This is a genomic window from Rathayibacter sp. AY2B5, assembly GCF_002931645.1.
GTDB lineage: Bacteria > Actinomycetota > Actinomycetes > Actinomycetales > Microbacteriaceae > Rathayibacter.
In genome coordinates this window covers 1-24,615 of sequence record NZ_PSUE01000030.1, presented here as the reverse complement: position 1 = coordinate 24,615, position 24,615 = coordinate 1, and the positions used below count along the sequence as shown (strand labels likewise).

Here is a 24,615-nt window from a genome sequence, read left to right as displayed (position 1 = left end):
GGGAGCGTCGATCACTGCTGCGTCCAAAACGTGTCCAATCCTTCGTCGACGGCGCGGACGTCGTCGGGTGTTCCGAATACTTCGAATCGATAGAGGTGCGGCACCTCGCACTTGCGGGCGATGATGTCGCCGGCGAGGCAGTACGCCTCGCCGAAGTTCGCGTTGCCGGCGCCGATGACGCCGCGGATCAGGGAGCGGTTGCACGGATCGTTGAGGAACCGGATGACCTGCTTGGGGACCGCTCCCCCGCCGTTGCCGCCGCCGTAGGTGGGGAGGACGAGCACGTACGGCTCGTGGACGTGGAGCGTGTCGAGGGCGGCTCCGTCGCGGCGGGCGTGGAGCGGGATGCGCTGCGCCGGCCGTCCGAGCTTCTCGATGAACCGGTGCGTGTTCCCCGAGCTGCTGGAGAAGTACACGAGCCCGCTCATCCTTCGGCCCCTCTCCCCGTCAGCTGCTGTTCTCGGTCCCGCCTCCGAGGCGGCTGCGCGGTGAGCCGCAAGGCGGAGGAGGAAGCCGCAGCGGCGCTACGGCGCCCGCCGACGACGTCGCGGATCGCCGTCCGTGCGCCTCAGAGGGTCGCGATCTTGTCGGGGCGGAAGCCGGACCAGTGGTCGTCGTCCGTGATGACGACCGGCGCCTGGAGGTAGCCGAGGGCCTTGACGGCCTCGAGGGCCTTCTCGTCCACGGAGAGGTCGAACACCTCGTAGTCGATGCCCTTGCTGTCGAGGGCGCGGTACGTCGCGGTGCACTGGACGCAGGAGGGCTTGGTGTAGACCGTCACAGCCATGGGTGTCGCCTTTCGGAGGGGGTGTCCCGGTGCCGCTCCCCGACCTGCGGCTCGCGATGCGGGCGGGGTCGGAGGGTGGTCCGGGTGAGTTCTGGGTGCCGGTGGGGCTCTCGCTCCGACCTGCTCAGCAATACTACATATAGGGGGCGGGCCGGTGTCAGCCCACTAGACGTAGTAGTTACAGCCGTGTAGTTATCCACCGGTTCCTCCCCCGTTCATCCACAGGCCGGAGCCCGTGGAACCGCGGAAGGACGCGGATCCGGACGAACCATCCACAGGTGTGGACAGAAGGATCCCGTTCACTGTGTACAACGCGCCACGGCGTGTCGGCATGCCCGACCGGTGGGGTCCGCGCGGCGGCTCGACCACAAGATGTGGTGGTCGGATCGCATCGCGGGGCATGCCCGGACGGTACGCCCGACCACCGACACCGCGAACGGTCAGAGGAGCTGCGCGGCCCACTCCCGGGCGACGGCGCGCAGGTGCGGGAGCGGGTCCGCGAGGGCCGCGGACGAGGAGCCCGCCGCCTCCGTCAGCGACACCGCCGCGGTGAAGCCGGGAGTCGGCGCCGCGATCGCCCCGGCGACGAGGAGCGTCCGCGCCCCGGCCGCCTCGGCGAGCTCGAGGACGTGCAAGGGGACCTTGCCGGCGGCGGACTGCGCGTCGAAGCGCCCCTCCCCCGTGATGACGACGTCCGCGCCCGCGAGGAGCGTCGGGAGCCCGATCGCCCGTCCGACGGCGCCGGCGCCGGAGGTCGGGCGCGCGCCCCAGGCGAGCAGCCCGAAGCCCGTCCCGCCCGCCGCCCCGGAGCCCGGCGCATCGGGATCCGCGTCCAGGTGCGCGGCGAGACGGCTGAGGCCGCTCTCGAGGAGGAGGACGTCCTCGGGGCCGGCCCCCTTCTGCGGACCGAAGACGCGGGCCGCCCCGGAGTCGCCGAGCAGCGGGGTCGCGACATCGCTGAGCACGACCGCGCCTCCGGGCGGCAGAGGACGCAGCGCGCGGAGGTCGGCGGCGGCGAGCGCGGGCAGCGCACCGCCTCCCTCGCCGAGGTCGCGGCCGGAGGCGGTGGAGAAGCGTGCGCCGAGCTCGCGGAGCGCTCCGACTCCGCCGTCGGTCGAGGCGCTGCCGCCGATCGCCAGCAGCAGGGCGTGCGCCCCCGCGTCGAGGGCGGCGGCGATCGCGCGGCCGAAGCCGCGCGTGTGCGCGGTGAGCGGACGGAGCGGGTCGAGCAGCGTGATGCCGCTCGTGGAGGCGAGCTCGACGACAGCTGTCCCGTCGGGGAGCAGCAGCCACCAGGCGCGGACCGGCCGGTCGTCCGGGCCGGGGACGACGACCGGCCGCCGAAGCGACCCCGGGACCGCGAGCGCGAAGGCCTCGACCGTGCCCTCTCCTCCGTCGGCCATCGGCGCGAGGACGATCTCGTCCCCCGGGCGCGCAGCGCTCCAGCCCTCGGCGATCGCCCGCGCGACCTCGACCGCGCTCGCCGACCCCTTGAAGGAGTCGGGCGCGACGACGACCCTCAGCCTGCCCACGCGCTCAGTGTGGCACCGCGCCGCCGCTCAGAGCGGGGTCGCGAGCCGGTAGCCGCGCTTGATCACCGTCGCCACGAGCCGCGGTTCGGGGAGGGCCTGACGGAGGCGGCTGACGGCGACGTCGACCGCGTGGTCGTCGAGCGCCTCCGGCGCGGAGGCCGCGAGGACGTGACGCGCGACGGTCGCGCCCTCGGCGGCGACGAGAGTCCGGAACAGCGCGAGCGCGACCGGGGTCAGCGCCACCCGGGTCCCGGCCAGGACGGCGTGCCGGCCTCGGAGCTCGAGAGTGCCGAAGGCCGTCTCGATGCGGGGCGACGCCTGCTCGAGGTGCTCGCAGGTCAGGCGGATGAGCGCGCCCATCCGGAACCGGTCCGGCACGACCGGGAGGATCCCTGCCTCGACCAGGGGTGCTGCGGTCACGGGGCCCACGGCGGCGGCGACCACCGTCTCGCGGAAGGCCGCCTGGAGGTCGTCGAGGCGGCCCGCGGCCTCCGCGACCGTGAAGAGCGCCTCCACCGCCGGCGCGCTGGTGAAGGTGACGGCGTCGATGCCCCCTCCGCAGACCGCGTCGATCAGCCGCAGCACCCGGGCGGAGTCCTCGTGCACGCTCCAGCGGTAGGGCGCGGCCGTGAGCACCCGGGCGCCGGCGTCGCGGAGACGCTGCAGCTGAGCCGGGTCGGTGAATCCGTGCAGCTGCACCGCGATCGTGCGGCCGGCGACGCCCTCGCGCAGGGCCAGGTCGACGAGGGAGGTGGTCGTCTCGCGCTCGCTCATCCCGTGGTCGTCGAGACCCGCCGCACGGATCGCTCCGCGCGCCTTGGGTCCGCGGACGAGGATCCGCGCGGAGGACAGCGCGTCGGCCAGCTCGATCCCCGCGGCGTCCGCGGCCTCGAGCCAGCGCCGCAGGCCGTAGGAGGTGGTGGCGAGGAGCACGTCGGGACGGGCGGCGACGATGGCGCGGGTCTCCTCCTCGAGCGCGCCCTCGGTGTCGACGCCGCGCATGCGGATGGTGGGGGCGTGCGTGACGGCGGCACCGCGGCGCTCGAACGCGGCGATCAGGTCCTCGGAGCGGCGGTCGGAGGTGACCCCGATGCGGAAGCCGTCCAGCTGGTCGGGTCGGAACCCCACGGCGGCGTCGGGATCGGTGCCGGTCATGCTCGGCCCCCTCGGGGTCTCACGCGGTCAGTGCATCGACCGCTCGGGCGATGCTCTCGGGGTCCCCCGCATCATGGCACGCGGCCTGCCGGACCACCTCGCCGATGACGATCACGGCGGGCGAGCGGGGTGCCAGCTCGGCGAGCAGGCCGAGCACTCCGCCGACCGACGAGACCGTCGTGCGCTGGTCGCGCGACCAGCCCCGCTCGACGATCGCGAGGGGCGTGTCGGCGCGCATCCCCGCGCGCTGCAGCCCGGCGACGAGGTGCGGGAGGGTGTTCACGCCCATCAGCACCACGATCGTCCCGCCCAGCCCGGCCAGATGGCCGAGCTCCTGCTCGCTGAACGGCGCATGGCCCGAGACCACGGTGAAGGCCCTGCTGACCTCGCGATGGGTGACCGGGATCCCGGCGGCGGCGGGCACCGAGATCGCGCTGGTCACTCCGGGGACGACCGTGGAGCCGACGCCGGCCAGCCGGCACGCGCGCACCTCCTCCGACCCGCGGCCGAACACGAACGGATCGCCGCCCTTCAGGCGCACGACGTCCAGACCCGCGAGGGCCCGCTCGATCATCAGCCGCTCGATCTCGTGCTGCGGCACCGCATGATGACCCGGCGTCTTGCCGACGTCGATCAGCTCGGCGCCGGGCGCCCACTCGGCCAGGCCCTCGTGCGGACCGAGCCGGTCGTAGAGCACCACGTCCGCGTCGCGGAGGGCGCGGCGGGCGGCGAGGGTCATCAGATCCGGATCGCCGGGGCCGCCGCCGACGATGCTGACGTGCCCGACCGGCCGGGTCGGCGCGGGGGCCTCGTCGACGATCCAGGGGCAGAGCTCGGCCGCCGCTGCTCGGAGCGGCGCCGGCCCCTCCACCCACACGATCAGGGCCGGGGGCGCCGGGGTGAGCGCGTCCTCCGCCTCGTGCCGCTCGACGAGTGCGCCGGCGGCTCGGTAGCGGGCGAGCACGCGGCGGGTCCCGGAGGCGGTGCCGATCACGAGCACGCGGCGTCCGGCGAGGTCGAGGGAGAGCTGCATCACGAGTCCGATCCGATCCCGGCCGGACCGACGGGGATCCTCGGCCCCGCGACCAGCACGGGTCCGTCCGGTCTCTCGTCCCGGCCGGCGGGCCGGACCTGCCCGCGCTCGCGCACGGTCGCGACGCGCGGATCCGCGGTGTCCGGGGCGTTCACGAAGGAGCGGAAGCGGCGGAGCCGGTCGGGATCGGCGAGGGTCGCCGCCCACTCGTCGACGTAGGTGTCGACGTGCGTGGCCATGGCGGCCTCCAGCTCGGCGGCGATGCCGAGCGAGTCCTCGCAGACCACCTCGCGCACGTGCTCGAGTCCGCCGGGGAGCTCCTCCTGCCAGCGTGCGGTCCGCTGGAGCCGCTCGGCCGTCCGCACGTAGTACATGACGTAGCGGTCGATGTAGCGCACCAGGGTCTCGTCGTCGAGGTCCTGCGCGAGCAGCTGGGCGTGCGCCGGCTGGTAGCCGCCGTTGCCGCCGACGTAGAGGTTCCAGCCGAGGTCGCTCGCGATGACGCCGATGTCCTTCCCCCGCGCCTCGGCGCACTCGCGGGCGCAGCCGCTGACCCCGAGCTTGAACTTGTGCGGCGAGCGGAGACCCCGGTACCGCTCCTCGAGGAAGACCGCCATCCCGACCGCGTCCTGGACTCCGAAGCGGCACCAGGTCGATCCGACGCACGACTTGACCGTGCGCAGCGACTTGCCGTACGCCTGACCCGACTCGAAGCCGGCGTCGACGAGGAGGCGCCAGATCTCGGGCAGCTGCTCGAGGCGGGCGCCGAACATGTCGATCCGCTGCCCGCCGGTGATCTTCGTGTAGAGGCCGTACTGCTCGGCGACCTCGGCGATCACCTTGAGCTTCGCCGGCGTGATCTCGCCCCCGGGGATCCGCGGGACGACGGAGTAGGTGCCGTCCTTCTGCATGTTGGCCAGGGCGCGGTCGTTGGTGTCCTGCAGCGGCGCCTGGCCGCCGTCGAGGATGTAGGCGTTCGTCTGGGTGGCGAGGACGGAGGCGATCACCGGCTTGCAGACGTCGCAGCCCAGCCCGGAGCCGAAGCGCTCCATCACCTGCTCGGCCGAGTGCAGCCCGAGGATGCGGACCGACTCGAACAGCTCGCTGCGGCTGAGCGCCACGTGCTCGCAGAGGGCGCGGGAGACCTCGACGCCCGCACGGATCAGCTCCGTGTCGAGCAGCTTCTTCACCAGGGGCACGCACGATCCGCACTGGGTGCCCGCGCGGGTGCAGGCCTTGAGCGGCCCCAGCTCGGTGCACCCCTCGCCGATCGCGTGGCGGACCTCGCCGACCGAGACGTTGTTGCACGAGCAGACCTGGGCGTCGTCCGGAAGGTCGCCCGAGGGCGCCTCCGCCCCCGCCGCCGCGAGGTAGGCGCCGGGCTCGGCCGGCAGCTCGCGCCCCAGCAGCGGGCGGAGGGAGGAGTAGGGGCCCGCGTCGCCGACGAACATCCCGCCGAGCAGCGTGCGCGCATCGTCCGAGACGACGACCTTCTGGTAGAGACCGCGGGCCGGATCGGCGTAGACGACCTCGAGCGCTCCCTCCGTGGTGCCGAGGGCGTCGCCGAAGCTGGCGACCTCCACGCCCGAGAGCTTGAGCTTGGTGGCGTCGTCGACCCCCGGGAAGGTCGCGTCGCCGCCGAGGATCCGGTCGGCGACCACCTCCGCCATCGCGTTGGCGGGTGCGACGAGCCCGACCGTGCGGCCGGCGATCGCGGCGACCTCGCCGATGGCCCAGACTCCCGCCCTGCTGGTGCGGCAGGCCTCGTCGACGACCACGCCTCCGCGCGGTGCGACCTCGATCCCGACCGCTCGGGCGAGCTCGTCGCGCGCCGTGATCCCGATGGAGAAGACCACGAGATCGGCGCTGATGCTGCTGCCGTCGGTCAGCGCGACTCCGAGCACCGTCCCCGTCGGCGAGGTGAGGATCGCGGTGGGCCGGTTGCCGAGGTGCAGCGCGATCCCCTGCGCCGAGATGATGCGGCCGAGGGCCTGCCCGGCGCCCTCGTCGAGCTGCGCGCTCATCAGCCAGCGGCCGGAGTGGACGAGGGCGGTGCGCGCACCGAGCCGGTGCGCGCCTCCCGCCGCCTCGAGGCCGAGCAGACCGCCGCCGACCACGACCACGATCGCGGGGCGTCCGCGCCGGGCGCGGAACGCGGCGAGCTCGGCGACGAGCCCGTCCACGTCCTCGAGCGTGCGGTAGACGCGGCCGTGCTCGGCGCCCTCGATCGGCGGGACCGTGGCGGAGGAGCCCGTCGCCAGGACGATCTCGTCGCCCTCGAGGGAGCGGCCGTCCGCGAGCTCGACGCGCAGGCGGTCGGGATCGATCGCGACGACACGGGAGGAGGTGATCAGCCGCGCCGACTCCCACAGAGCGCCGTCGCCCAGAGTCAGGTCGTGCTCGCCGTCGAGGCGCTTCGAGAGTGCGACGCGGTCGTAGGGACGGTGCACCTCCTCGCCGAGGACGGTGATCTCCAGCGCCTGGTCGCCGGCCCGGGCGACGAGCGCGTCGACCAGGCGGTGCGCGGCGGGTCCCGCTCCGACGACGAGCACGCGTCGGGGCCGGGCGGCGGGGTTCGCTCCAGGAGTCATGACGTCCACCGTAGGGACGGCCCGTTTCCCCGCCGTTGCCCCTGTGTAACAGCGTGTGACGCGCGCCTCTCGGCGAGCGCCGCAGGCCGTGAGGGCTTCGTTACGCCCGTGACACCGGAGGCGTGCTCGCACGAAACGCGCGATCCCTACCGTTGCCTCATCGCGTCCGACCGGATGCGGTGGCCCACCCGCAGGAAGAAGGCGCAGCGATGACCCTCCTCGATCGGCTCGCCCCCGCGACCGCCACCACCTGGGTGCCGGTCTGCGCCGTCGGCGACCTCGAGCCGCTCTGGGGCGAGGCCGCCCTGGTCGGCGGTGTGCAGCTCGCCCTGTTCCTCCTGCCCGACGGGCGGGTGCGGGCCGTCTCGAACCTCGACCCCGCGACCGGCGCCGCCGTGCTCTCACGCGGCATCGTCGGCTCGCGTCTGGTCGACGGGGTGCAGCGGCCCACGATCGCCTCCCCCCTGCACAAGGACGTCTTCGACCTCGAGACCGGCGCCTGCTTCACACGAGCGGAGCTGCACCTCGCCACCTGGCAGGTGCGCGAGAGCGACGGCACGATCGAGGTCGCCCAGCGGACCGCTCTGGTCGCCGCGTCCCACGGGACCTCCGACGACGACGGGAGGCGTGCCGTCGCCACGCTGGTCGAGGCGGTCCGCCGGGCCAACCCGGCGCTGGACGTGCTCGACTCCTTCGTCGACGTGCAGCAGCCCGACGTCCCCGCGACCCTGGGTTCTCTCGAGCCGGGCCGGCCGGCGGTGGTCGTGCCGCTGCTGCTCTCGGCCGGCTACCACGTGCACGTCGACCTCGCCGAGGCCGCGGCGGAGGCGGAGCGGCCGGTGCGGGTCTCGGGCGCGCTCGGACCCGATCCCCGCCTGGCGCGCGTGCTCGCCCGCCGGCTCCACGAGGCAGGGCTCGACGACGGCGACCGCGTCGTGCTCGCCGCTGCCGGCTCGAGCGACGCCGGTGCCGTCGCGGACTGCTGGACCACCGGCCGCCTCCTCGCCGCCGAGCTCGGCCGCGAGGTGAGCACCTCGTTCATCTCGGCCGCCGAGCCGCGGATCGCGGAGGCGGTCGCCGCCGAGCGCGCCGCCCACCCCGGCGCGCGCGTCGTGGTCGCCACCTACCTGCTCGCGCCCGGCTACTTCGCCGGCCTGGCCGCCTCCGCGGGGGCCGACCTCGCCTCCGCTCCCCTCCTCACCGCCGTCGATCCGCCCGCCCGCGAGCTGGTCGACATCGTCTCGGAGCTGTTCGGGCGCAACGCCTGACGCCTCCTCCCCGCACCACCACCGCTCCACCTCCCCGTCCCGAGCGCGCCCTCGCGCGCGCCGCCCACCCTCCGGAGGACCACGATGACTGCTGCACCCCCGACCACCGTCCCCACGACCGCCGCCACATCCACCGGCATCATCCGACGGCCGGGCCGCTGGATCGACGGCTGGAACCCCGAGGACCCCGCCCAGTGGGAGGCGGAGGGACGCTCCGTCGCCGCTCGCAATCTGAGGTGGTCGATCTTCGCCGAGTTCCTCGGCTTCGTCGTCTGGCAGCTCTGGTCGGTCGTCGTCGTCTCGCTGCCGGCGGCCGGGTTCGCCTTCGACACCGGGCAGATCTTCTGGCTCATCTCGATGCCGAGCCTCGTCGGCGCCACCCTGCGGATCCCGTACACGTTCATGGTCCCCCGCTTCGGCGGCCGCAACTGGACGATCGTGTCGGCGGGCCTCCTGCTGATCCCGAGCGTCGGACTCGGCATCGCGGTCTCGAATCCGGAGACCCCGTTCGGCGTCATGCTCCTGGTGGCCGCGCTCGCCGGCTTCGGCGGCGGCAACTTCGCCAGCTCGATGGCGAACATCACCTTCTTCTACCCGCACGCGCAGAAGGGCTGGGCTCTGGGGCTCAACGCCGCGGGCGGCAACCTGGGCGCCTCCGTCGCGCAGCTCGTCGTGCCGATCGCGATCACCGTCGGCGCCGCGGCCACGCTGAACCTGCCGATCGCCGGCTTCCTCTGGGTCCCCCTGATCGTCGTGGCGATGATCGGCGCCGCCAAGCGCATGGACAACCTCTCGACCGCGAAGTCCGACGTCGCCGCCTCCCTCGCCGCGCTCCGCGAGCCGCACCTCTGGCTGCTGGCCGTGCTCTACATCGGCACCTTCGGGTCCTTCATCGGATTCGCCGGCGTGTTCCCGAAGCTCATCGCCGACACCTTCCCCGAGTTCTCCGGCTTCGCCGTCGGCTCGGCGACGGTCGGCCTCGCGTTCCTCGGCTCCCTGGTGGGCTCGCTGTCCCGCCCCTCCGGCGGCCGTCTGGCCGACCGCTTCGGCGGAGCGCCTGTCACGGTCCTCGCCTTCGTCGCCATGGGCGCCGGGATCCTCGGCGTGATCGCGACACTGCCGCTCGGCAGCTTCTGGCTCTTCCTCGCCTGCTTCCTCGTGCTCTTCTCGGCGGCCGGCATCGGCAACGGCGCGACCTACCGCATGATCCCCACGGTGTTCGCCCTCCGCGCCCGCCAGCGCGGTGACGACGGCATCGGCGCCCAGCGCACGTCCGCCGCGGCGCTCGGCCTGATCTCGGCGATCGGCGCCTACGGCGGCTTCGTGATCCCCCAGCTGCTCGGCTTCTCCAAGACCGAGTTCGGCGACTACACCACGGCGCTGGGCTGGTTCGTCGGCGCCTATGCGGTGATGCTCGCGATCACGGCCGGCGTCTACCTCCGCCTCGCCGCGAAGACGGGGACCCGGATCTGACGATGAGCGCACCCGCCCCGACCGACTCCCACTGCCCGTACTGCGCCCTGCAGTGCGCGATGACGCTGACACCCGCGGCGGGCCCCGTGCCCCTGGCGGTCGAGGGGAGGGAGTTCCCGACGAACCGGGGCGGGCTCTGCGCCAAGGGCTGGACCTCCGTCGAGCTGCTGGCGAGCGGACAGCGACTGGTCTCCCCGCTGCTGCGCGGCGCCGACGGCGTCCTCGCGGAGGCGTCGTGGGAGGAGGCGCTCGACGCGGTCGCCGCGGCGGTGCGCGGCGTCCGGGCGCGGCACGGCGCCGACGCGGTGGCCGTCTTCGGCGGCGGGGGCCTCACCAATGAGAAGGCCTACCAGCTCGGGAAGTTCGCTCGAATCGCTCTCGGCACCTCCCGGATCGACTACAACGGCCGCTTCTGCATGTCCTCGGCCGCGGCGGCCGGCAACCGCGCCTTCGGCGTCGATCGCGGACTGCCGTTCCCGGTGTCCGACCTCGACGACGCCGACACGATCCTGCTCCTGGGCTCGAACGTCGCCGCGACGATGCCGCCGCTGCTCGCCCACTTCGCCGGTGCCCGCTCGCGGGGCGGCCTGGTGGTCGTCGACCCGCGCCGCTCGGCCACCGCGCGGCTGACGGAGGACGGCGCCGGCACGCATCTGCAGCCCGCTCCCGGGACGGATCTGCCGCTCCTGCTCGGGCTGATCCACCTGGTCTTCGCCGAGGGCCTCGCCGACACCGCCTACCTCGCCGCGCGCACGACCGGCGCCGAGGCGGTGCGCCGCAGCGTCTCGGCGTGGTGGCCGGAGCGCACGTCCGCGGTCACGGGCGTGCCGACCACGCTCCTCCGCTCCCTCGCGCGCCGGCTCGCCGCGGGGCGGTCGTTCGTGCTGACCGGCCGCGGGGTCGAGCAGCACGTCGACGGCACCGACACCGCGACCGCCGCGATCAACCTCGCTCTCGTGCTCGGCCTGGTGGGTCGCGAGGGGTCGGGGTACGGCACGCTCACCGGTCAGGGCAACGGCCAGGGCGGACGCGAGCACGGCCAGAAGGCCGATCAGCTCCCGGGGTACCGCTCCATCCGCGATCCGGAGGCGCGGCGCCACGTCGCCGCCGTCTGGGACGTGACGCCCGAATCGATCCCCGGCCCGGGCCTGCCCGCCACCGCCCTGCTCGCCGAGCTCGGACGCTCCGTGCACTGCCTGCTGGTGCACGGCTCCAACGTGGTCGTCTCGGCTCCGGACGCCGACGCCGTCCGCGCCGGGCTCGAGGCCCTGGACACGCTGGTCGTCTGCGACTTCTTCCTCTCCGAGACCGCCGCGCTGGCCGATGTGGTGCTCCCGGTGCCGCAGTGGGCGGAGGAGGAGGGCACGATGACCTCGCTCGAGGGCCGGGTGCTCCGCCGCCGCCGGGCGATCGACCCGCCGGCAGGAGTGCGCAGCGAGCTCTGGATCATGAGCGAGCTGGCGCGCCGTCTCGACGCCCCCTCGAGCTGGTCGGCGGTCCCCTCGGAGGTGTTCGACGAGCTGGCCCGCGCGTCCGCGGGAGGCGTGGCCGACTACTCCGGCCTCTCGCACGCCCTGCTCGACACCGGGATCGCCGCCCACTGGCCCTACCCCGCGGGCGGCACGGGGACGCCGCGCCTCTTCGCTGAGCGCTTCGGGCACCCCGACGGCCGGGCGCGCCTGGTCGCCGTCATCCCCGCCGTCCCCGTCGTCGTGGACCGCGGCGAGGAGCTGACCCTCGTGACCGGCCGCTACCTCCAGCAGTACCAGTCGGGCACCCAGACCCGGCGGGTCGCGGAGCTCGATGCGGCCCGCCCCGAGGCTCGGCTCGAGATCCACCCGGCGACCGCCTCCCGGCTCGGCGTCCGCGACGGAGCACCTGTGGCGATCGGGAACGCGCGCGGCGTGGTCCGCGCCCGCGCGAGCGTCACCGCGGACATCCGCCACGACACGGTGTTCCTGCCCTTCCACTACGCGGGTGAGCAGTGCGCGAACCTCCTCACCGAGGCCGTCGTGGACCCGGTGTCGTCGATGCCCGAGTTCAAGCGCACGCGGGTCTGGGTCCGCGCGGAAGGGACGGCACATGCCTGAGACACCTCCCGAGCGGATCGTCCTGATCGGCTATGGCCCCGTCGGCTCGCGCTTCGTCGAGGAGCTGCTGCCGGCCGTGCGGGCCGGTCTGGTCGCGCTGACGGTGGTCGGCGCCGAGAGCGACGACCCGTACAACCGTGTCCTGCTCGCGGAGTACGCCGTCGGCCGGGCGACCCGCGAGCGCCTCGACCTCGGCGACCGGACGGCGGCGGAGGCGGCGGGCGTCGTCCTGCGCCTGGGAGCGGCCGTCGTGGGGATCGACCGCGCGCGGAACGTCGTGCGGCTGCACGACGGCGAGCGGCTGCCCTACGACCGCCTCGTCCTGGCCACCGGCGCCCGGGCGAACGTGCCGACCCTCGCCGGGATGGAGCGGTCCCGACGCGAGCGGACGGTGCGCGCCGCCGATCCGGAGTCGCTCGACGCGGGCTCCCGGCCCCTCCCGGAGCGGGTGGTGGCGCTGCGCGACCTGGCCGACGCCCGGGTGGTCCGCGAGTCCGTGCGCTCCGGCGCGCGCCTCGTCGTGCTCGGGGCGGGAGTGCTCGGGATCGAGTTCGCCCTCGCGGCCGCCGAGCAGGGCGCGCAGGTGGTGGTGGTCTTCCACGGCGACATCCCGATGGCCCGCAATCTCGACTCGGGCGGGGGCCGGATGCTGGCCGCGGCCGCCCGCGCGGCCGGCGTCGAGATGGTGGCGCACGCCCGGTCCGAGAGCGTCCTGCTCGCGCACGACGACCGCGGCCGTGCGCACTTCCAGGCGCTCGTCTGCGCTGACGGCAAGCAGATCGAGGGGGATCTGCTGGTGCTCTCGTGCGGTGTCGGTGCGCGGGTCGAGCTGGCCGCGGGCGCGGAGCTCGCCGTCTCGACCGGGATCCTGGTCGATGAGCAGCTGCGCAGCTGGAGCGACCCGGACGTCTTCGCGATCGGCGACTGCGCGCACGTCGCCCCCCGCGGCTCGGCCCTGCCCGACGGCCGCGTGCCCGGCGGACCGAGCGGACTGATCGGTCCGGGATGGGAGCAGGCGGACCGGCTCGCAGCGCGGATCCGGGCGGAGGCGGAGGGCCGCTGCGGCGAGGAGCGCGTCCCCGACGCCAGACCGGCGGTCGTGATGCTGAAGGCCGAGGGCGTCGACCTCGTGGCAGGAGGCGACGTGGCCCCGGAGCCGTGGGACCCGCACCGCCCGGGCGAGGAGCACCTCGAGGTGACCCTGTGGGCGGACCCCGCCCGCGGCGGCTACGCCAAGCTCGTGACCGCGGGAGGAGTGCTGCGCGGGTTCGTCTCGGTGGGTCTGCCCCGGGTCGGCGCCGAGCTCAGCCTCCTCTTCGAGCGGGGCTCGGAGCTGCCGGCGGACCGGTCGAGCCTCCTGCGTCTGGACGCCCCGGATGCGGGCGCCGCGGCGACCGGCGATCCGTTCGCCCCCGATGCCACGGTCTGCTGGTGCAACGGCGTGACGGCGGCGGTGATCACCGATGCGGCTGCGGCGGGACACGGGACGGTCGCCTGCGTCGGGCGGGCGACCCGCGCCGGCACGGGCTGCGGCGGCTGCACCGGTCGTATCGCCGAGCTGCTCGCGCGGACGGCGGTCCCCGCCTGATCGCCGCGAGGACCGGGCCTCGCCGCCTCAGCGGTCGAGCGCCTCCGCGAGGCGCCGGGTGACCGCCCGCAGTTCGAGCTCGGCCCCGCGGACGCGCTCGTCGAGAGCCGCCGCGGTGTCGGCGGCCTGCTCGGCGGCCGCCGCACCCGCCGCCTCGGACGAGGCTCGGTCGGCCGCGACCGACGCGCTGAGCTCGTCCAGCGCCTCCCGGAGGCCCGCCGACTCGTCGCGCAGCACGGAGACGTCGCCCTGCACCGCGCTCAGCTCGCCGCGGAGCCCGGCCACCTCGTCGCGCAGGGCCGCCGTCTCGGCGCGCAGCTCCTCCGTGCGCAGCCGCGCCTGCTCGAACCAGGGGGCGACCAGCCGGTGCACCGCGTCGCGGAGCACGACGCCGCCGCGGCCGAGCCGGGTGGGCGCGGAGCCGGGGTCCTGGAGGAAGTCGTGGTCAGTGGTCATCGTCGTGGTCCCGTCCGGAGAAGCGGCGGTGGAGCACGTCCATCGCCCGCAGATCCTTGTCCATGATGTCGGCCTCGAGGGTGGTGTCGGCGAGGCGGTCGGCGAGGCCCGGCCGGGAGCGGCGCTCGAGCGAGGCCTCGATCAGCTCGACGGAGCGCTCGAACGAGAGCGGTCCGCGCGCCGCGGCCCGGCCCCGCCGACCGAGCGCCTCGAGGTCCACCGCCCCGCTCGCCACGTCCCGCATCGCCTCGAGGAGCGCCGGGGCGGAGCGGGTGATCTTGATGCAGTCGACGCCGTCGATGAGGAACTCCGCTACTCCGCTGGCCGCCGTCACGATCGGCACGGCGCCCGCCGCGGCCGCCTCGACCGGCGCGACGCCGAACGCCTCTCCGGCCCAGGTCGGGAAGAGGAACGCGTCGGCGCGGCCGTGCGCGGCGAGCACCTCGGCGTGCGGCGTCGCTCCGTGGAACTCGACCAGGCCGGCCAGGCCCGCCTCGTCCGCCCGGGCGCGCCAGCCGTCCACGTCTCCGTCGCCGTAGAGGTCCACGCGGAAGTCGCGGGTCTCCTCCGCGAGAGACGCCGCCGCCTCCAGCACCAGCCCGACGCCCTTGTGCTCGCCGAGCGACGCGGCGAACGTGAACCGGGTGGTCCCGCCCTCGCGGTAGCGCCGCGGCTCCGCGGTGTCGGGGGGAACGGACACTCCGCGCCCGATCACCTCGACCTCGCCCAGGCTCAGCCCGCCGGCCTCGATCGCGTCGACGAGGGAGCGGCTGACCGCGACGATCTCGCCGCGGTCGAAGTGGTCGGGGGCCTGGGCGCCGTAGACGCGGAGCACGCGCTCGGGCAGCCCGTCGACCAGGGCGTTCGGGATGCGGTCGCCGAGGTTCCACATCCACGGCGCCTCCACCGCCCGCAGCAGGTCGATCATCGCGAGGCCGCCGATCCCGAGCAGGTTGAAGGCCACCACGTGGGTCGGCGCGAAGTCGCGCAGCTCCTCGAGCAGGATGCGGGTGTTCTCGAACCGCGAGACGGCGCTCTCGTGGTGCAGCAGCTGAGCGATCTCGCCGCCGGTCTGCGGCAGCGGGAAGTAGGTGCGCAGGCTCAGCGTGCGGTGCACCTCGACGCCCGAGGGCTCCGGCGGCAGGTAGGTCGGCGTGGTCAGCACGCGCACGGTGTGGCCGCGGGCCGCCATCGCCTCCGCGACGCGCGCACAGGTCATCTCGTATCCGCCGAGCACCTGCGGCGGGTAGAGGTTGCTCACGAACAGCAGGCGCATCAGCGCACCTCCCCTCTCGCGGACGCGTCCGCCGCGATCCGCGCCGTCACCTCGGGCGTGTAGGCCGCGCGGGCCTGGCGGTCGTTGCCGCCGTCCCAGTAGTTGACGAGGTAGAGCCCGGACTGCTGCGTGCGCGGCACGAACGGGAACAGCTGGGCCCGGGGCTCGATCTGCGCGATCCGGTAGCCGGCGTCGACCGCGCGCACGTGCAGCCAGATGTCGTCGGCGTCCGGGGCGATCTCGCGGAACGCCTCCCCGTGCGCGGCGATCTCGCCGAGGAGCGCGGCGGGCAGCAGCTGCCCGGAGACGGAGGTGCCGAAGACGTCGGTCGACGCGCGCGTGTCGGCGACCGGCGTCCAGCTCGTGTACGGAGCCACGGCGCCGTCGACGATCCCCACCCGGTGGGCGCGGTAGCAGAGCACGGTCTCGCGGGGGTAGCGCGAGCGGGCGTCGAGCAGACCCCTCAGCCAGGTGCGCGGGTACACGATGTCGTCGTCGGAGGTGACGAGGTCGCGCTCCCCCGCCCGGCCCGAGAGCAGGTGCGGGTAGTACTTCGTGTGCACGCGGTAGCCGTCGACCAGGCGGATCTCGACGCCGCGGCGGCGGAGGCGGCGCAGCGGCGCGGGCAGGTCGGCGTGCAGGGCCGGGTCGTCGAGCCAGAGCACCAGGCGCGCGGGCCGGGCGTCGCCGCGGGCGATCGACTCGAGCGCCACGTGGACCCGCTGCAGCCGCTCGCCGTGCGTGGTCATCGTCACCACGACCTCGCCCGCCGGATCGACTGCGGAGCGGCGGGAGAATCGGTTGGCCAGGGCGAGCAGCAGCAGCTCGCGCCGGAGCGCGGGCGAGGGGTGGTCGATCGGCCGGGCGGCGATCACGGCGGCGCGGCGCTCCGAGAGGCGCTGAGGGGCGGAGCGGACGACCCGGGCCGCGGAGCGCAGCCGCGTGCGGGGACGGACACGACGGCCCAGCGCCGCGAGGCGCGTGCGGGGCCGGACGCGCCGGCCGACGGCGGCGAGAGCGGGATGCATCGGTCCAGGTTAGCCGGAGGCGCCCGGGCGCCCTGCGCCGGTCAGGGCTCGTCGACGACCGCGAAGGCCCGCACCGGGAAGGTCCCGAAGCCCCGCACCTTCGGCGGCACGGCGGTGAAGCGCGCCCCTGTCGCCGGCAGCCCGCCGAGGCCGGTGAGGTGCTCGACGACGTGCACTCCCGCGGCGAGGAGGGCCGAGTGCGCGGGCCGCGATCCGCCCGACTCCGTGTCGTCGATGTTCACCGAGTCGATGCCGACCAGCACCGCGCCGGCGGCGACGAGCGCCTCCGCCGCCTCGCCGCTGAGGAAGGGGGCGCCCCTGCCGTACCCGGGCGTGGCGAAGTGCGCGTCCCAGCCGGTGCGGAGGAGGACGGCGGCGCCGCGGACGTCGAGTCCCGCGACCGCGTCCGAGCCGATGCCCCGTTCGGTGGCTCCGGTCGCGTCGACCACGACGGTCGGCAGGTCGACCAGCGTCTCGAGCGGGAGAGCGGCGAGATCGGCTCCGCCCTCGTAGCGGTGGAACGGGCTGTCGAGGTAGGTGCCCGTGTTCCCGATCATCTCGATGACGTCCATCGCGAACTCGGTGCCGGGCGCGTAGGAGGCGCGGGACGCCCCACGCGTGAGGTGCGGCCGGATGCGCGGAGCGGGCAGGCCCGGGTAGGTCACCAGCCCGTCCGCGACGGTGTGGCTGAGGTCGACGAAGCGGCGCGAGGAGGTCATGCGCCCGATCCTGGCAGGGGCCGGATCGGGCGCACCATCGAGATGCCGCCCCGCGGGGCGGCGTTCCCGCCTCTACTTCTTCGGCAGCGCCGCCGACAGGTCCGCGATCAGGTCGGACGAGTCCTCGAGGCCCACCGAGAGGCGCACCAGCGACTCCGAGACCTCCAGCGGCGTGCCCTTCACCGACGCGTGCGTCATCTCGCTCGGGTAGCCGATCAGCGACTCGACGCCGCCCAGTGACTCCGCGAGCTGGAACAGCTCGGTCGACTCGGCGAACTTCCGGGCCGCGCGCGGCGTCGCGAGCTCGAGCGAGAGCATCCCGCCGAACCGCGACATCTGGCGCTTCGCCAGCTCGTGGCCGGGGTGCGAGGGCAGGCCCGGGTAGTGCACGGCCGTCACCGCCGGGTGCTCGACGAGGAACTCGGCGACCGCCTGCGCGTTGACGGAGTGGCGCTCCATCCGCACCCCGAGGGTCTTGATGCCGCGGACCGTGAGCCACGCGTCCATCGGGCCCGAGATCGCTCCGACCGCGAACTGCAGGAACGCGATCTTCTCGGCCAGCGGCCCCGAGCGCAGGGCGAGCGCGCCGCCGACGACGTCCGAGTGGCCGCCGAGGTACTTCGTGGTCGAGTGCACGACCACGTCGGCACCGAGTGCCAGCGGCTGCTGCAGGGCGGACGAGGCGAAGGTGTTGTCGACGACGACGATCAGATCGTGCGCGTGGGCCAGGTCGGCGAGCTCGGCGATGTCGCTGATGGTCATCAGCGGGTTCGACGGGGTCTCGACCCAGAGCATCTTCGTCTCGCCGGGGACGATCGCCCGCTGCACCTCGCGGAGGTTCGACATGTCGACGGCCGTGTTGCGCACGCCCCAGGCGCTGTGCACCCGGTCGATCAGGCGGTGGCTGCCGCCGTACGCGTCGTTGCCCAGGACGACGTGGTCGCCGGGCGCGAGGGCGGCGCGCAGCAGGGTGTCCTCGGCGGCGAGGCCGGAGGAGAAGGAGTAGGCGACGTCCGCGCCCTCGAGCGAGGCGATGAGCTCCTGGAGCGAGTCGCGCGTCGGGTTCGCCGAGCGGGCGTACTCGTAGCCGCCCCGGAGACCGCCGATGCCGTCCTGGACGAACGTGGAGGTCATGTAGACGGGCGGCACGACCGCCCCGGTGGTCGGATCGAACTCCTGGCCGGCGTGGATGGCGCGGGTGTCGAAGTGCTGCTTCTTGGGCATGGTGCGGGCTCCCTGGGTCGGAGGTGCGGAGGCGGCGGCCGTCAGGCCGTGGCGTAGGTGAGGAGGTCCTGTCGGGTGATCACCGCGACGGGCTTGCCCTCGTCGGTGACGAGGAGGGCGCTGCGCTCGGTGAGCGCGGCGCGGGCGGCGGTGATGCTCTCGCCGAGCCCGATCAGCGCGAGCGCGTCGCCCACGCAGTCGCCGAGCGGGTCGTTCATCGAGGCGGATCCGGCGAAGACGCGGTCGAGCAGCTCGCGCTCGTCGACGGCTCCGACGACCTCGCCCATCACGACGGGCGGCTCGGCGGTCAGCACCGGCAGCTGCGAGACGCCGTACTCGGTCATGATGCCGATCGCGTCGCGGATCGTGTCGGTCGGGTGAGCGTGCACGAGCGCCGGGAGGTCGGCCTGCCCGCTCGCTGCCCGCGCGCGGAGCACGTCGCGGACGGTGCCCTCGTCGCGCATCTCGAGGAAGCCGTAGGAGCGCATCCAGCGGTCGTTGAAGATCTTGCCGAGGTAGCCGCGCCCGCCGTCCGGCAGGAGCACGACGACCACGTCGTCCGGCCCGAGACCGGCGGCGGCCTTGAGCGCGACGGAGACGGCGAGCCCGCTCGATCCGCCGACGAGCAGCCCCTCCTCGCGGGCGAGGCGGCGGGTCATCGCGAACGACTCGGCGTCGCTGGAGGCGATGATCCGGTCGACCACGCTCGGGTCGTACGCGCTCGGCCAGAAGTCCTCGCCGACGCCCTCGGTCAGGTACGGGCGACCGCCGCCGCCCGAGTAGACGGAGCCCTCGGGGTCGGCGCCGACGATCTGCACGCGGCCCTCCGACACCTCCTTGAGGTAGCGGCCGACGCCGCTGATGGTGCCGCCCGTGCCGACTCCCGCGACGAAGTGGGTGAGCCGGCCGGCGGTGTCGCGCCAGATCTCGGGGCCCGTGGTCTCGTAGTGGCTGAGCGGTCCGTTGAGGTTCGCGTACTGGTTGGGCTTGAAGGCGCCGGGGATCTCGCGGGCGAGGCGGTCCGAGACGGAGTAGTAGGAGGCGGGGTCCTCCGGAGCGACGGCCGTCGGCGTCACGACGATCTCGGCCCCGTAGGCGGTGAGGACGTTGCGCTTGTCCTCCCCCACCTTGTCCGGCAGCACGAACACGCAGCGGTAGCCGCGCTGCTGCGCGACGAGGGCGAGGCCGATGCCGGTGTTGCCGCTGGTCGGCTCCACGATGGTGCCGCCGGGCTTCAGCAGCCCGTCGCGCTCGGCTGCGTCGATGATGCGGGTCGCGATGCGGTCCTTCGACGAGCCGCCGGGGTTCAGGTACTCGACCTTGACCAGCACGGTCGCCAGCACGCCCGCCGCGACCGGACCCAGCTTCACCAGCGGGGTGTCGCCGATGAGGTCGAGCACCGAATCGGCGTAGGCCATCCCGGTCTCCGGGCGTGCGGGAAGGGCGCGATTCAGGCTCATCCCGCCAGCGTAGCAACCGGCTGCGGGCGTGTGACGGGGGTGGGCGGAGGCACAGGGAGCGGTCTCGGGAGGGGAGTGCCGCCGGTCGCGCCGGTGCCCTATCGTGGGGGTCCGCGAGCGCCGCGGTCGACCCGGAACGGACCCCGAATGACCTCACCGATCGCCGCACCGCCGCGGCGTCCGGCCGACATCCACCTCCTCCGCCTGCTCGGCCCGGCGCTGGTCGCCGGAGTCGCCTACCTCGACCCGGGCAACGTCGCCAGCAACATGACGGCCGGCGCCCGGTTCGGCTACCTCCTGGTCTGGGTGGTGGTGCTCGGCAACCTGATGGCCTGGCTCATCCAGTACCTCTCGGCGAAGCTCGGCCTGATGACCGGCCGCAGCCTCCCCGAGCTGCTCGGCGACCGCCTGCGCGGCCGCTGGGGCCGCCGGGCCTACTGGCTGCAGGCCGAGACGGTCGCGATGGCGACCGACCTGGCCGAGGTGATCGGCGGCGCGATCGCGCTGAACCTGCTCTTCGGACTGCCGCTGCTGGCCGGCGGCGTGGTCACCGGCGCGGTCTCGCTGGTGCTGCTGCTCGTGCAGACGCGGGGCGGGGCGCAGCCGTTCGAGCGGGTGATCACGGCGCTGATGGTGCTGATCGCCGTCGGCTTCACGGTCGGCGTGGTCGTCGATCCGCCGGACGCGGGCGCGACCGTCGCCGGTCTCGTGCCGCGCTTCGAGGGCTCGGAGTCGGTGCTGCTCGCCGCCTCGATCCTCGGCGCGACCGTCATGCCCCACGCGATCTACGCCCACTCCGCGCTCGCCCGCGACCGCTTCGGCCACGTCGAGGGCGTCGGCGCGCGCCGGAGGATCCTGGTCGCCACCCGGATCGACGTGACGATCGCGCTCGCCATCGCCGGCACCGTGAACCTCGCGATCCTGCTCCTCGCCGCGCACTCCCTCGCGGGAGTCGCCGGGACCGACAGCCTCGAGGGCGCCCACGCGGCCATCGGGGCGGCGCTCGGACCGGTGGTCGCGACCCTGTTCGCCGTCGGCCTGCTCGCCTCCGGCCTCGCCTCGACCTCGGTCGGCGCGTACGCGGGAGCCGAGATCATGCACGGTCTGCTTCAGGTGCGGGTGCCGCTCGTCGCCCGTCGTCTGGTCACGCTGATACCGGCGCTCCTGGTGCTCGCGATCGGCTTCGACCCGACGCGCGCGCTGGTGCTCAGCCAGGTGGTCCTGTCGTTCGGCATCCCCTTCGCGCTCGTGCCGCTCGTGATCCTGACCCGCGACCGCCGCCTGATGGGCGACCAGACGAACCGCTGGTTCACCACCCTCGCCGCCGCCCTGGCCGCCGTCTTCCTCATCGTCCTGAACGGCCTGCTGCTCTGGCTCACCTTCGCCCCCTGAGCGGAGCGGCGGCGCATCCTGCGGATCGAGCGGGCCCGTTGGGCATCCCGCTGATCGAGCGGCCCGCTCCTCGGGCGCATCGAGATTCCCCTGACCGCGCATTGATCTGATCCGAAGCCTCGCTCGTTATCCTCTGAGAGCGCCTCTCAGGCGCCTGCGCCCGCCACAGGCGCCTTCCGCCCTCAGAACGAGAGACGCCGCCGTGCCCAAAGACACGATGTCCGCCAAGAACCGCGCCCGACAGGAGAAGCTCGAGGCCTACAAGCGCGAGCAGGACCGCCGCAAGCGCGGCTCCCGCATCTGGATCTGGTCGCTGTCGGCCCTGGCCGTCCTCGCGGTCGGCGGGATCGTCGCGGTCACCGTCTTCGGGAACCAGCAGATCGTCGAGGCGCGCGAGATCGACGGCCTGCAGACCTTCGACAACGACGCCACCCACGTCGCCGGCGCCGTCGACTATCCGCAGACCCCGCCGGCGGGCGGCCCGCACAACGCCGTGTGGATGAACTGCGGCGTCTACGACGAGCCCGTCCCGAACGAGAACGCGGTGCACGACCTCGAGCACGGCGCCGTCTGGGCCACGTACGACCCCGAGCTCCCGCAGAGCGAGGTCGACGCGCTGATCGCCGCGATGCCCGACACCTACTCCGTCGTCTCGCCCTACGAGGGCCTCGAGTCGCCCATCGTGCTGAGCGCCTGGGACGCCCAGGTCGCGATCGACTCGCCCGAGGACCCCCGCATCGACGCCTTCGTCGAGCGCTTCTGGCAGTCCTCGAGCGCTCCGGAGCCCGGCGCCCCCTGCACCGGAGGGATCGATGCGCCCGGCAAGCAGTAGGGGCCGGATCCTCGTCGCCGCGGTCGCCGTGGTCGCGCTCCTCCTCGGAGCGGCCGGCGGCTACCTCTTCGGCGCGCTCGCCCCGTTCGCCTCCGCGGCGACGCCCTCGAGCGCCAGCGCCGAAGCGGGCTTCGCGCGCGACATGCAGGTGCACCACCTGCAGGGCGCCGAGCTGGCGATGATCGCCCGCGAGCGCAGCGCCGACGACGAGGTCCTCACCGTCTCGAAGGACATCCTGCTCACCCAGCAGCAGCAGGCCGGGCAGCTCTTCGGCTGGCTGAACTCGTGGGGCCTGCCGCAGGCTGCTCCGGAGCCCTCGATGACCTGGATGGGCCGGCCGACCCTGGCCGGAGCCGCCGACGAGCACTCGTCGATGGGGATGGGGACCGAGGACGGCGTCGTGCCCGCGAGCATGCCCGGTCTCGCGACACCGGACCAGATCACCGCCCTCAGCAGCGCGTCGGGCCGCGACTTCGACCGGATGTTCCTCGAGCTGATGATCGCCCACCACCGCGGCGCGATCGACATGGCCGAGGCGCTGCTCGCCCGGAGCCGCGTGCCGGTCGCCACCGACTTCGCCTCCTCCGTCGTGAAGGCCCAGGAGGCCGAGATCTCGCTGATGGAGCAGATGCTCGAGGACCGCCCGGCGGAGTGACCGCCTCCGGCGCGCACGACATCGGCTGAGAGTGGTGCGCCTCCCCCACCAGGGAAGGGCACGTGCTCTCCGCCGACGTCGTGCACGGGGCCCGGCGACTCAGACGGCGTCGGCTGCGAGTAGCCTCGCGAAGTCCGGCCGCCGATCCGCGGCTCAGCCCTGGAGGGCCGACTCCGTCTGCTGTGCGTAGAGCGAGGCGTAGAGGCCGCCGAGGCCGAGCAATTCGCGGTGGGTGCCCGATTCGACGATCCGTCCGCCCTCGACCACGTGGATGACGTCGGCCGACACGATGGTCGAGAGCCGGTGAGCGATCGCGATGGTGGTGCGACCGCGGGCGGCGTCGTCGAGCGCGGTCTGGACGATCCGCTCCGAGACGGTGTCGAGGGCGCTGGTCGCCTCGTCGAGGATGAGGACCGCCGGGTCCTTCAACAGGACGCGCGCGATCGCGAGCCGCTGCTTCTCGCCTCCGGAGAGCCGGTAGCCGCGCTCGCCGACCAGCGTGTCGTAGCCGTCGGGGAACGACGTGATCGTCGCGTGGATGTTCGCGGCGCGGGCGGCCGCCTCCAGCTCCTCCTGCGTCGCGTCCGGGCGGGCGTAGCGGAGGTTGTCGCCGATCGTCGCGTGGAAGAGGTAGGTCTCCTGGCTGACGATGCCGATGTGCGCCACGAGCGACTCCTGCCGCAGCTCGCGCACGTCGGTACCGGCGAAGCGCACCGCTCCCCCGGCCACGTCGTAGAGGCGCGGGACGAGGTACGAGATGGTGGTCTTGCCCGCGCCGGAGGGACCGACGAAGGCGACGAACTGGCCCGGCTCTATCGCGACCGAGACGTGGTCGAGCGTCGGGCGCGCGTCCTCCGCCTGGTCGGGGTAGCGGAACACGACGTCGTCGAGCTCGACCCGGCCGAGCTCGCCCGAGACCTCGCGTGCATCTGCCCTGTCCGTGATCGCCGGGCGCAGGTCCAGGTACTCGAAGATGCGGGCGAACAGCGCTCCGGCCGTCTGCAGGTCGAGCGCGACGCGCATCAGGCCCAGGAGCGGCCACATCAGGCGCGCCTGCACGGTGGTGAAGGCCACGACGGTCCCGGCGGTGACGGTGGTGCCGCCGAGGATCAGCCAGGCGGCCACGAGGTACACGATCACGGGGATGACGGAGAGGAAGATCTGCACCATCGCGAAGAACCACTGGCCGGACATCTGCTGCCGCACCTGGAGCTCGATCTGGCGGCCGTTCTCGTCGGCGTAGCGCGTCACCTCCGACTCCTGGCGGCCGAAGCTCTTGGCCAGGAGGATGCCCGAGACGCTCAGGGTCTCCTGGGTGATCGCGGTCATCTCGGACAGCGACTCCTGCGTCTTCGTCGCGATGCGCGCCCTCACCTGGCCGACGCGGCGCTGGGCCACGACGAGCACCGGAGTGAGGACGAGGGCGACGATCGTCATCTGCCACGAGAGCAGGAGCATCGCGACGACGGCCGCGATCACGGTGACGGTGTTGCCGAGGACGCTCGAGACGGTGTTCGTGAGCACGTTGGCCACGCCGCCCACGTCGTTGGCGAGGCGCGACTGGATGACGCCGGTGCGGGTGCGGGTGAAGAAGCCGAGCTCCATCGCCTGCAGGTGGCGGAAGAGGCGGATGCGCAGCTCCCCCATGACCGTGTTGCCGACGGTCGCGGTGAGGTAGGTCTGCCAGACGCCGAGGATCGCCGAGAACGCCCAGACCAGCACCATGACGCCGACCAGCTCGAGCAGCACCGGGAGGTTCGGGCGTCCGCCGGGCGGGAAGAGCCCGCGGTCGAAGGCCAGCTGGGTGAGGAGCGGCGGCACAACCGTGAGGGCGGCGCCGATGAGAACGAGGATCACGGTGAGCGTGAGCTTGGGGCGGTGGTCGCGGAAGAGTCCCGCGATGCGCCGGAGCAGGTCGTCGACCTTCGGAGCCGCCGCGTTGATCTCCCGCTGGCTGTCCGGATCGCTGCTCGAGATCCTCCCGCCGCGCGCCCCTCCGCGCATCCCGCCGCCTGCCGCGACGTCACCCATCCTGCTCACGGCTCGACCCTAGCCC

The 24,615-nt window shown here is 73.9% G+C and carries 20 protein-coding genes; 7 read left to right on the top strand and 13 right to left on the bottom strand.

Annotation, left to right across the window (positions count from 1 at the left end):
• Positions 1-11: 11 nt before the first annotated feature.
• The 6 genes from nrdI to nirB all read right to left on the bottom strand — a co-directional run bounded on the left by nrdI (position 12) and on the right by nirB (position 7,098).
• A complete protein-coding gene (gene nrdI, locus C5C30_RS15255; RefSeq protein ID WP_104334030.1) occupies positions 12-428 on the bottom strand; it encodes a class Ib ribonucleoside-diphosphate reductase assembly flavoprotein NrdI in 417 nt (138 codons plus the stop codon).
• Positions 429-568: 140 nt separating this feature from the next.
• The gene (gene nrdH, locus C5C30_RS15250; RefSeq protein WP_068255139.1) at positions 569-787 is read right to left on the bottom strand and encodes a glutaredoxin-like protein NrdH; all 219 of its coding nucleotides are present in this window, start codon (positions 785-787) and stop codon (positions 569-571) included.
• 440 nt (positions 788-1,227) lie between these two features.
• Complete coding sequence (locus C5C30_RS15245; protein WP_219827807.1) at positions 1,228-2,310, bottom strand: glycerate kinase; 1,083 nt, start codon at positions 2,308-2,310, stop codon at positions 1,228-1,230.
• Positions 2,311-2,346: 36 nt separating this feature from the next.
• On the bottom strand, positions 2,347-3,474 hold the full coding sequence (locus C5C30_RS15240; RefSeq protein ID WP_104238252.1) for a uroporphyrinogen-III synthase: 1,128 nt from the start codon (positions 3,472-3,474) through the stop codon (positions 2,347-2,349).
• A gap of 19 nt (positions 3,475-3,493) precedes the next feature.
• On the bottom strand, positions 3,494-4,507 hold the full coding sequence (gene cobA, locus C5C30_RS15235) for a uroporphyrinogen-III C-methyltransferase (RefSeq protein WP_104227191.1): 1,014 nt from the start codon (positions 4,505-4,507) through the stop codon (positions 3,494-3,496).
• Entirely contained in the window at positions 4,507-7,098 is a 2,592-nt protein-coding gene (nirB, locus tag C5C30_RS15230) for a nitrite reductase large subunit NirB (protein ID WP_104224354.1), read from the bottom strand. The genes cobA and nirB overlap by 1 nt, the downstream gene beginning before the upstream one ends.
• 209 nt (positions 7,099-7,307) lie before the next feature.
• On the opposite strand from nirB, the gene nirD reads away from it, so the two are divergent.
• The 4 genes from nirD to C5C30_RS15210 all read left to right on the top strand — a co-directional run bounded on the left by nirD (position 7,308) and on the right by C5C30_RS15210 (position 13,517).
• Positions 7,308-8,366: a nitrite reductase small subunit NirD gene (gene nirD / locus C5C30_RS15225; protein ID WP_104334028.1), complete on the top strand. Its 1,059-nt coding sequence runs from the start codon at positions 7,308-7,310 to the stop codon at positions 8,364-8,366.
• A gap of 84 nt (positions 8,367-8,450) precedes the next feature.
• Positions 8,451-9,839 (top strand): MFS transporter, encoded by a 1,389-nt coding sequence (locus C5C30_RS15220; protein ID WP_104224352.1) that lies wholly within the window; start codon positions 8,451-8,453, stop codon positions 9,837-9,839.
• Positions 9,840-9,841: 2 nt separating this feature from the next.
• Complete coding sequence (locus C5C30_RS15215; RefSeq protein WP_104334027.1) at positions 9,842-11,929, top strand: molybdopterin oxidoreductase family protein; 2,088 nt, start codon at positions 9,842-9,844, stop codon at positions 11,927-11,929.
• Positions 11,922-13,517: an NAD(P)/FAD-dependent oxidoreductase gene (locus C5C30_RS15210; RefSeq protein ID WP_104334026.1), complete on the top strand. Its 1,596-nt coding sequence runs from the start codon at positions 11,922-11,924 to the stop codon at positions 13,515-13,517. Before C5C30_RS15215 ends, C5C30_RS15210 begins: the two co-directional genes overlap by 8 nt.
• A 27-nt stretch (positions 13,518-13,544) precedes the next feature.
• Here the strand turns inward: C5C30_RS15210 and C5C30_RS15205 are convergent, their stop codons facing one another.
• The 6 genes from C5C30_RS15205 to C5C30_RS15180 form a co-directional block, all read right to left on the bottom strand.
• Positions 13,545-13,973 (bottom strand): hypothetical protein, encoded by a 429-nt coding sequence (locus C5C30_RS15205; RefSeq protein WP_104247711.1) that lies wholly within the window; start codon positions 13,971-13,973, stop codon positions 13,545-13,547.
• On the bottom strand, positions 13,963-15,249 hold the full coding sequence (locus C5C30_RS15200) for a glycosyltransferase (RefSeq protein ID WP_104224348.1): 1,287 nt from the start codon (positions 15,247-15,249) through the stop codon (positions 13,963-13,965). Before C5C30_RS15200 ends, C5C30_RS15205 begins: the two co-directional genes overlap by 11 nt.
• Positions 15,249-16,277: a glycosyltransferase gene (locus C5C30_RS15195; RefSeq protein WP_104269657.1), complete on the bottom strand. Its 1,029-nt coding sequence runs from the start codon at positions 16,275-16,277 to the stop codon at positions 15,249-15,251. Before C5C30_RS15195 ends, C5C30_RS15200 begins: the two co-directional genes overlap by 1 nt.
• Before the next feature lie 41 nt (positions 16,278-16,318).
• A complete protein-coding gene (locus C5C30_RS15190) occupies positions 16,319-16,996 on the bottom strand; it encodes a cyclase family protein (RefSeq protein WP_104334025.1) in 678 nt (225 codons plus the stop codon).
• 72 nt (positions 16,997-17,068) lie between these two features.
• Positions 17,069-18,220 carry a cystathionine gamma-synthase gene (locus tag C5C30_RS15185; protein ID WP_104224345.1) on the bottom strand — a complete coding sequence of 384 codons (1,152 nt, stop codon included), beginning with the start codon at positions 18,218-18,220 and terminating at the stop codon, positions 17,069-17,071.
• Positions 18,221-18,261: 41 nt separating this feature from the next.
• The gene (locus tag C5C30_RS15180; RefSeq protein ID WP_104334024.1) at positions 18,262-19,638 is read right to left on the bottom strand and encodes a cystathionine beta-synthase; all 1,377 of its coding nucleotides are present in this window, start codon (positions 19,636-19,638) and stop codon (positions 18,262-18,264) included.
• A 189-nt stretch (positions 19,639-19,827) separates the two neighbouring features.
• On the opposite strand from C5C30_RS15180, the gene C5C30_RS15175 reads away from it, so the two are divergent.
• From C5C30_RS15175 to C5C30_RS15165, 3 genes are all read left to right on the top strand, one after another.
• Complete coding sequence (locus tag C5C30_RS15175; RefSeq protein ID WP_104227179.1) at positions 19,828-21,072, top strand: Nramp family divalent metal transporter; 1,245 nt, start codon at positions 19,828-19,830, stop codon at positions 21,070-21,072.
• A 202-nt stretch (positions 21,073-21,274) separates the two neighbouring features.
• Entirely contained in the window at positions 21,275-21,904 is a 630-nt protein-coding gene (locus C5C30_RS15170) for a DUF3105 domain-containing protein (RefSeq protein WP_244230507.1), read from the top strand.
• The gene (locus tag C5C30_RS15165; protein WP_104334023.1) at positions 21,885-22,559 is read left to right on the top strand and encodes a DUF305 domain-containing protein; all 675 of its coding nucleotides are present in this window, start codon (positions 21,885-21,887) and stop codon (positions 22,557-22,559) included. Before C5C30_RS15170 ends, C5C30_RS15165 begins: the two co-directional genes overlap by 20 nt.
• 153 nt (positions 22,560-22,712) lie before the next feature.
• Here the strand turns inward: C5C30_RS15165 and C5C30_RS15160 are convergent, their stop codons facing one another.
• The gene (locus C5C30_RS15160) at positions 22,713-24,590 is read right to left on the bottom strand and encodes an ABC transporter ATP-binding protein (protein ID WP_104334022.1); all 1,878 of its coding nucleotides are present in this window, start codon (positions 24,588-24,590) and stop codon (positions 22,713-22,715) included.
• Positions 24,591-24,615 lie beyond the last annotated feature (25 nt).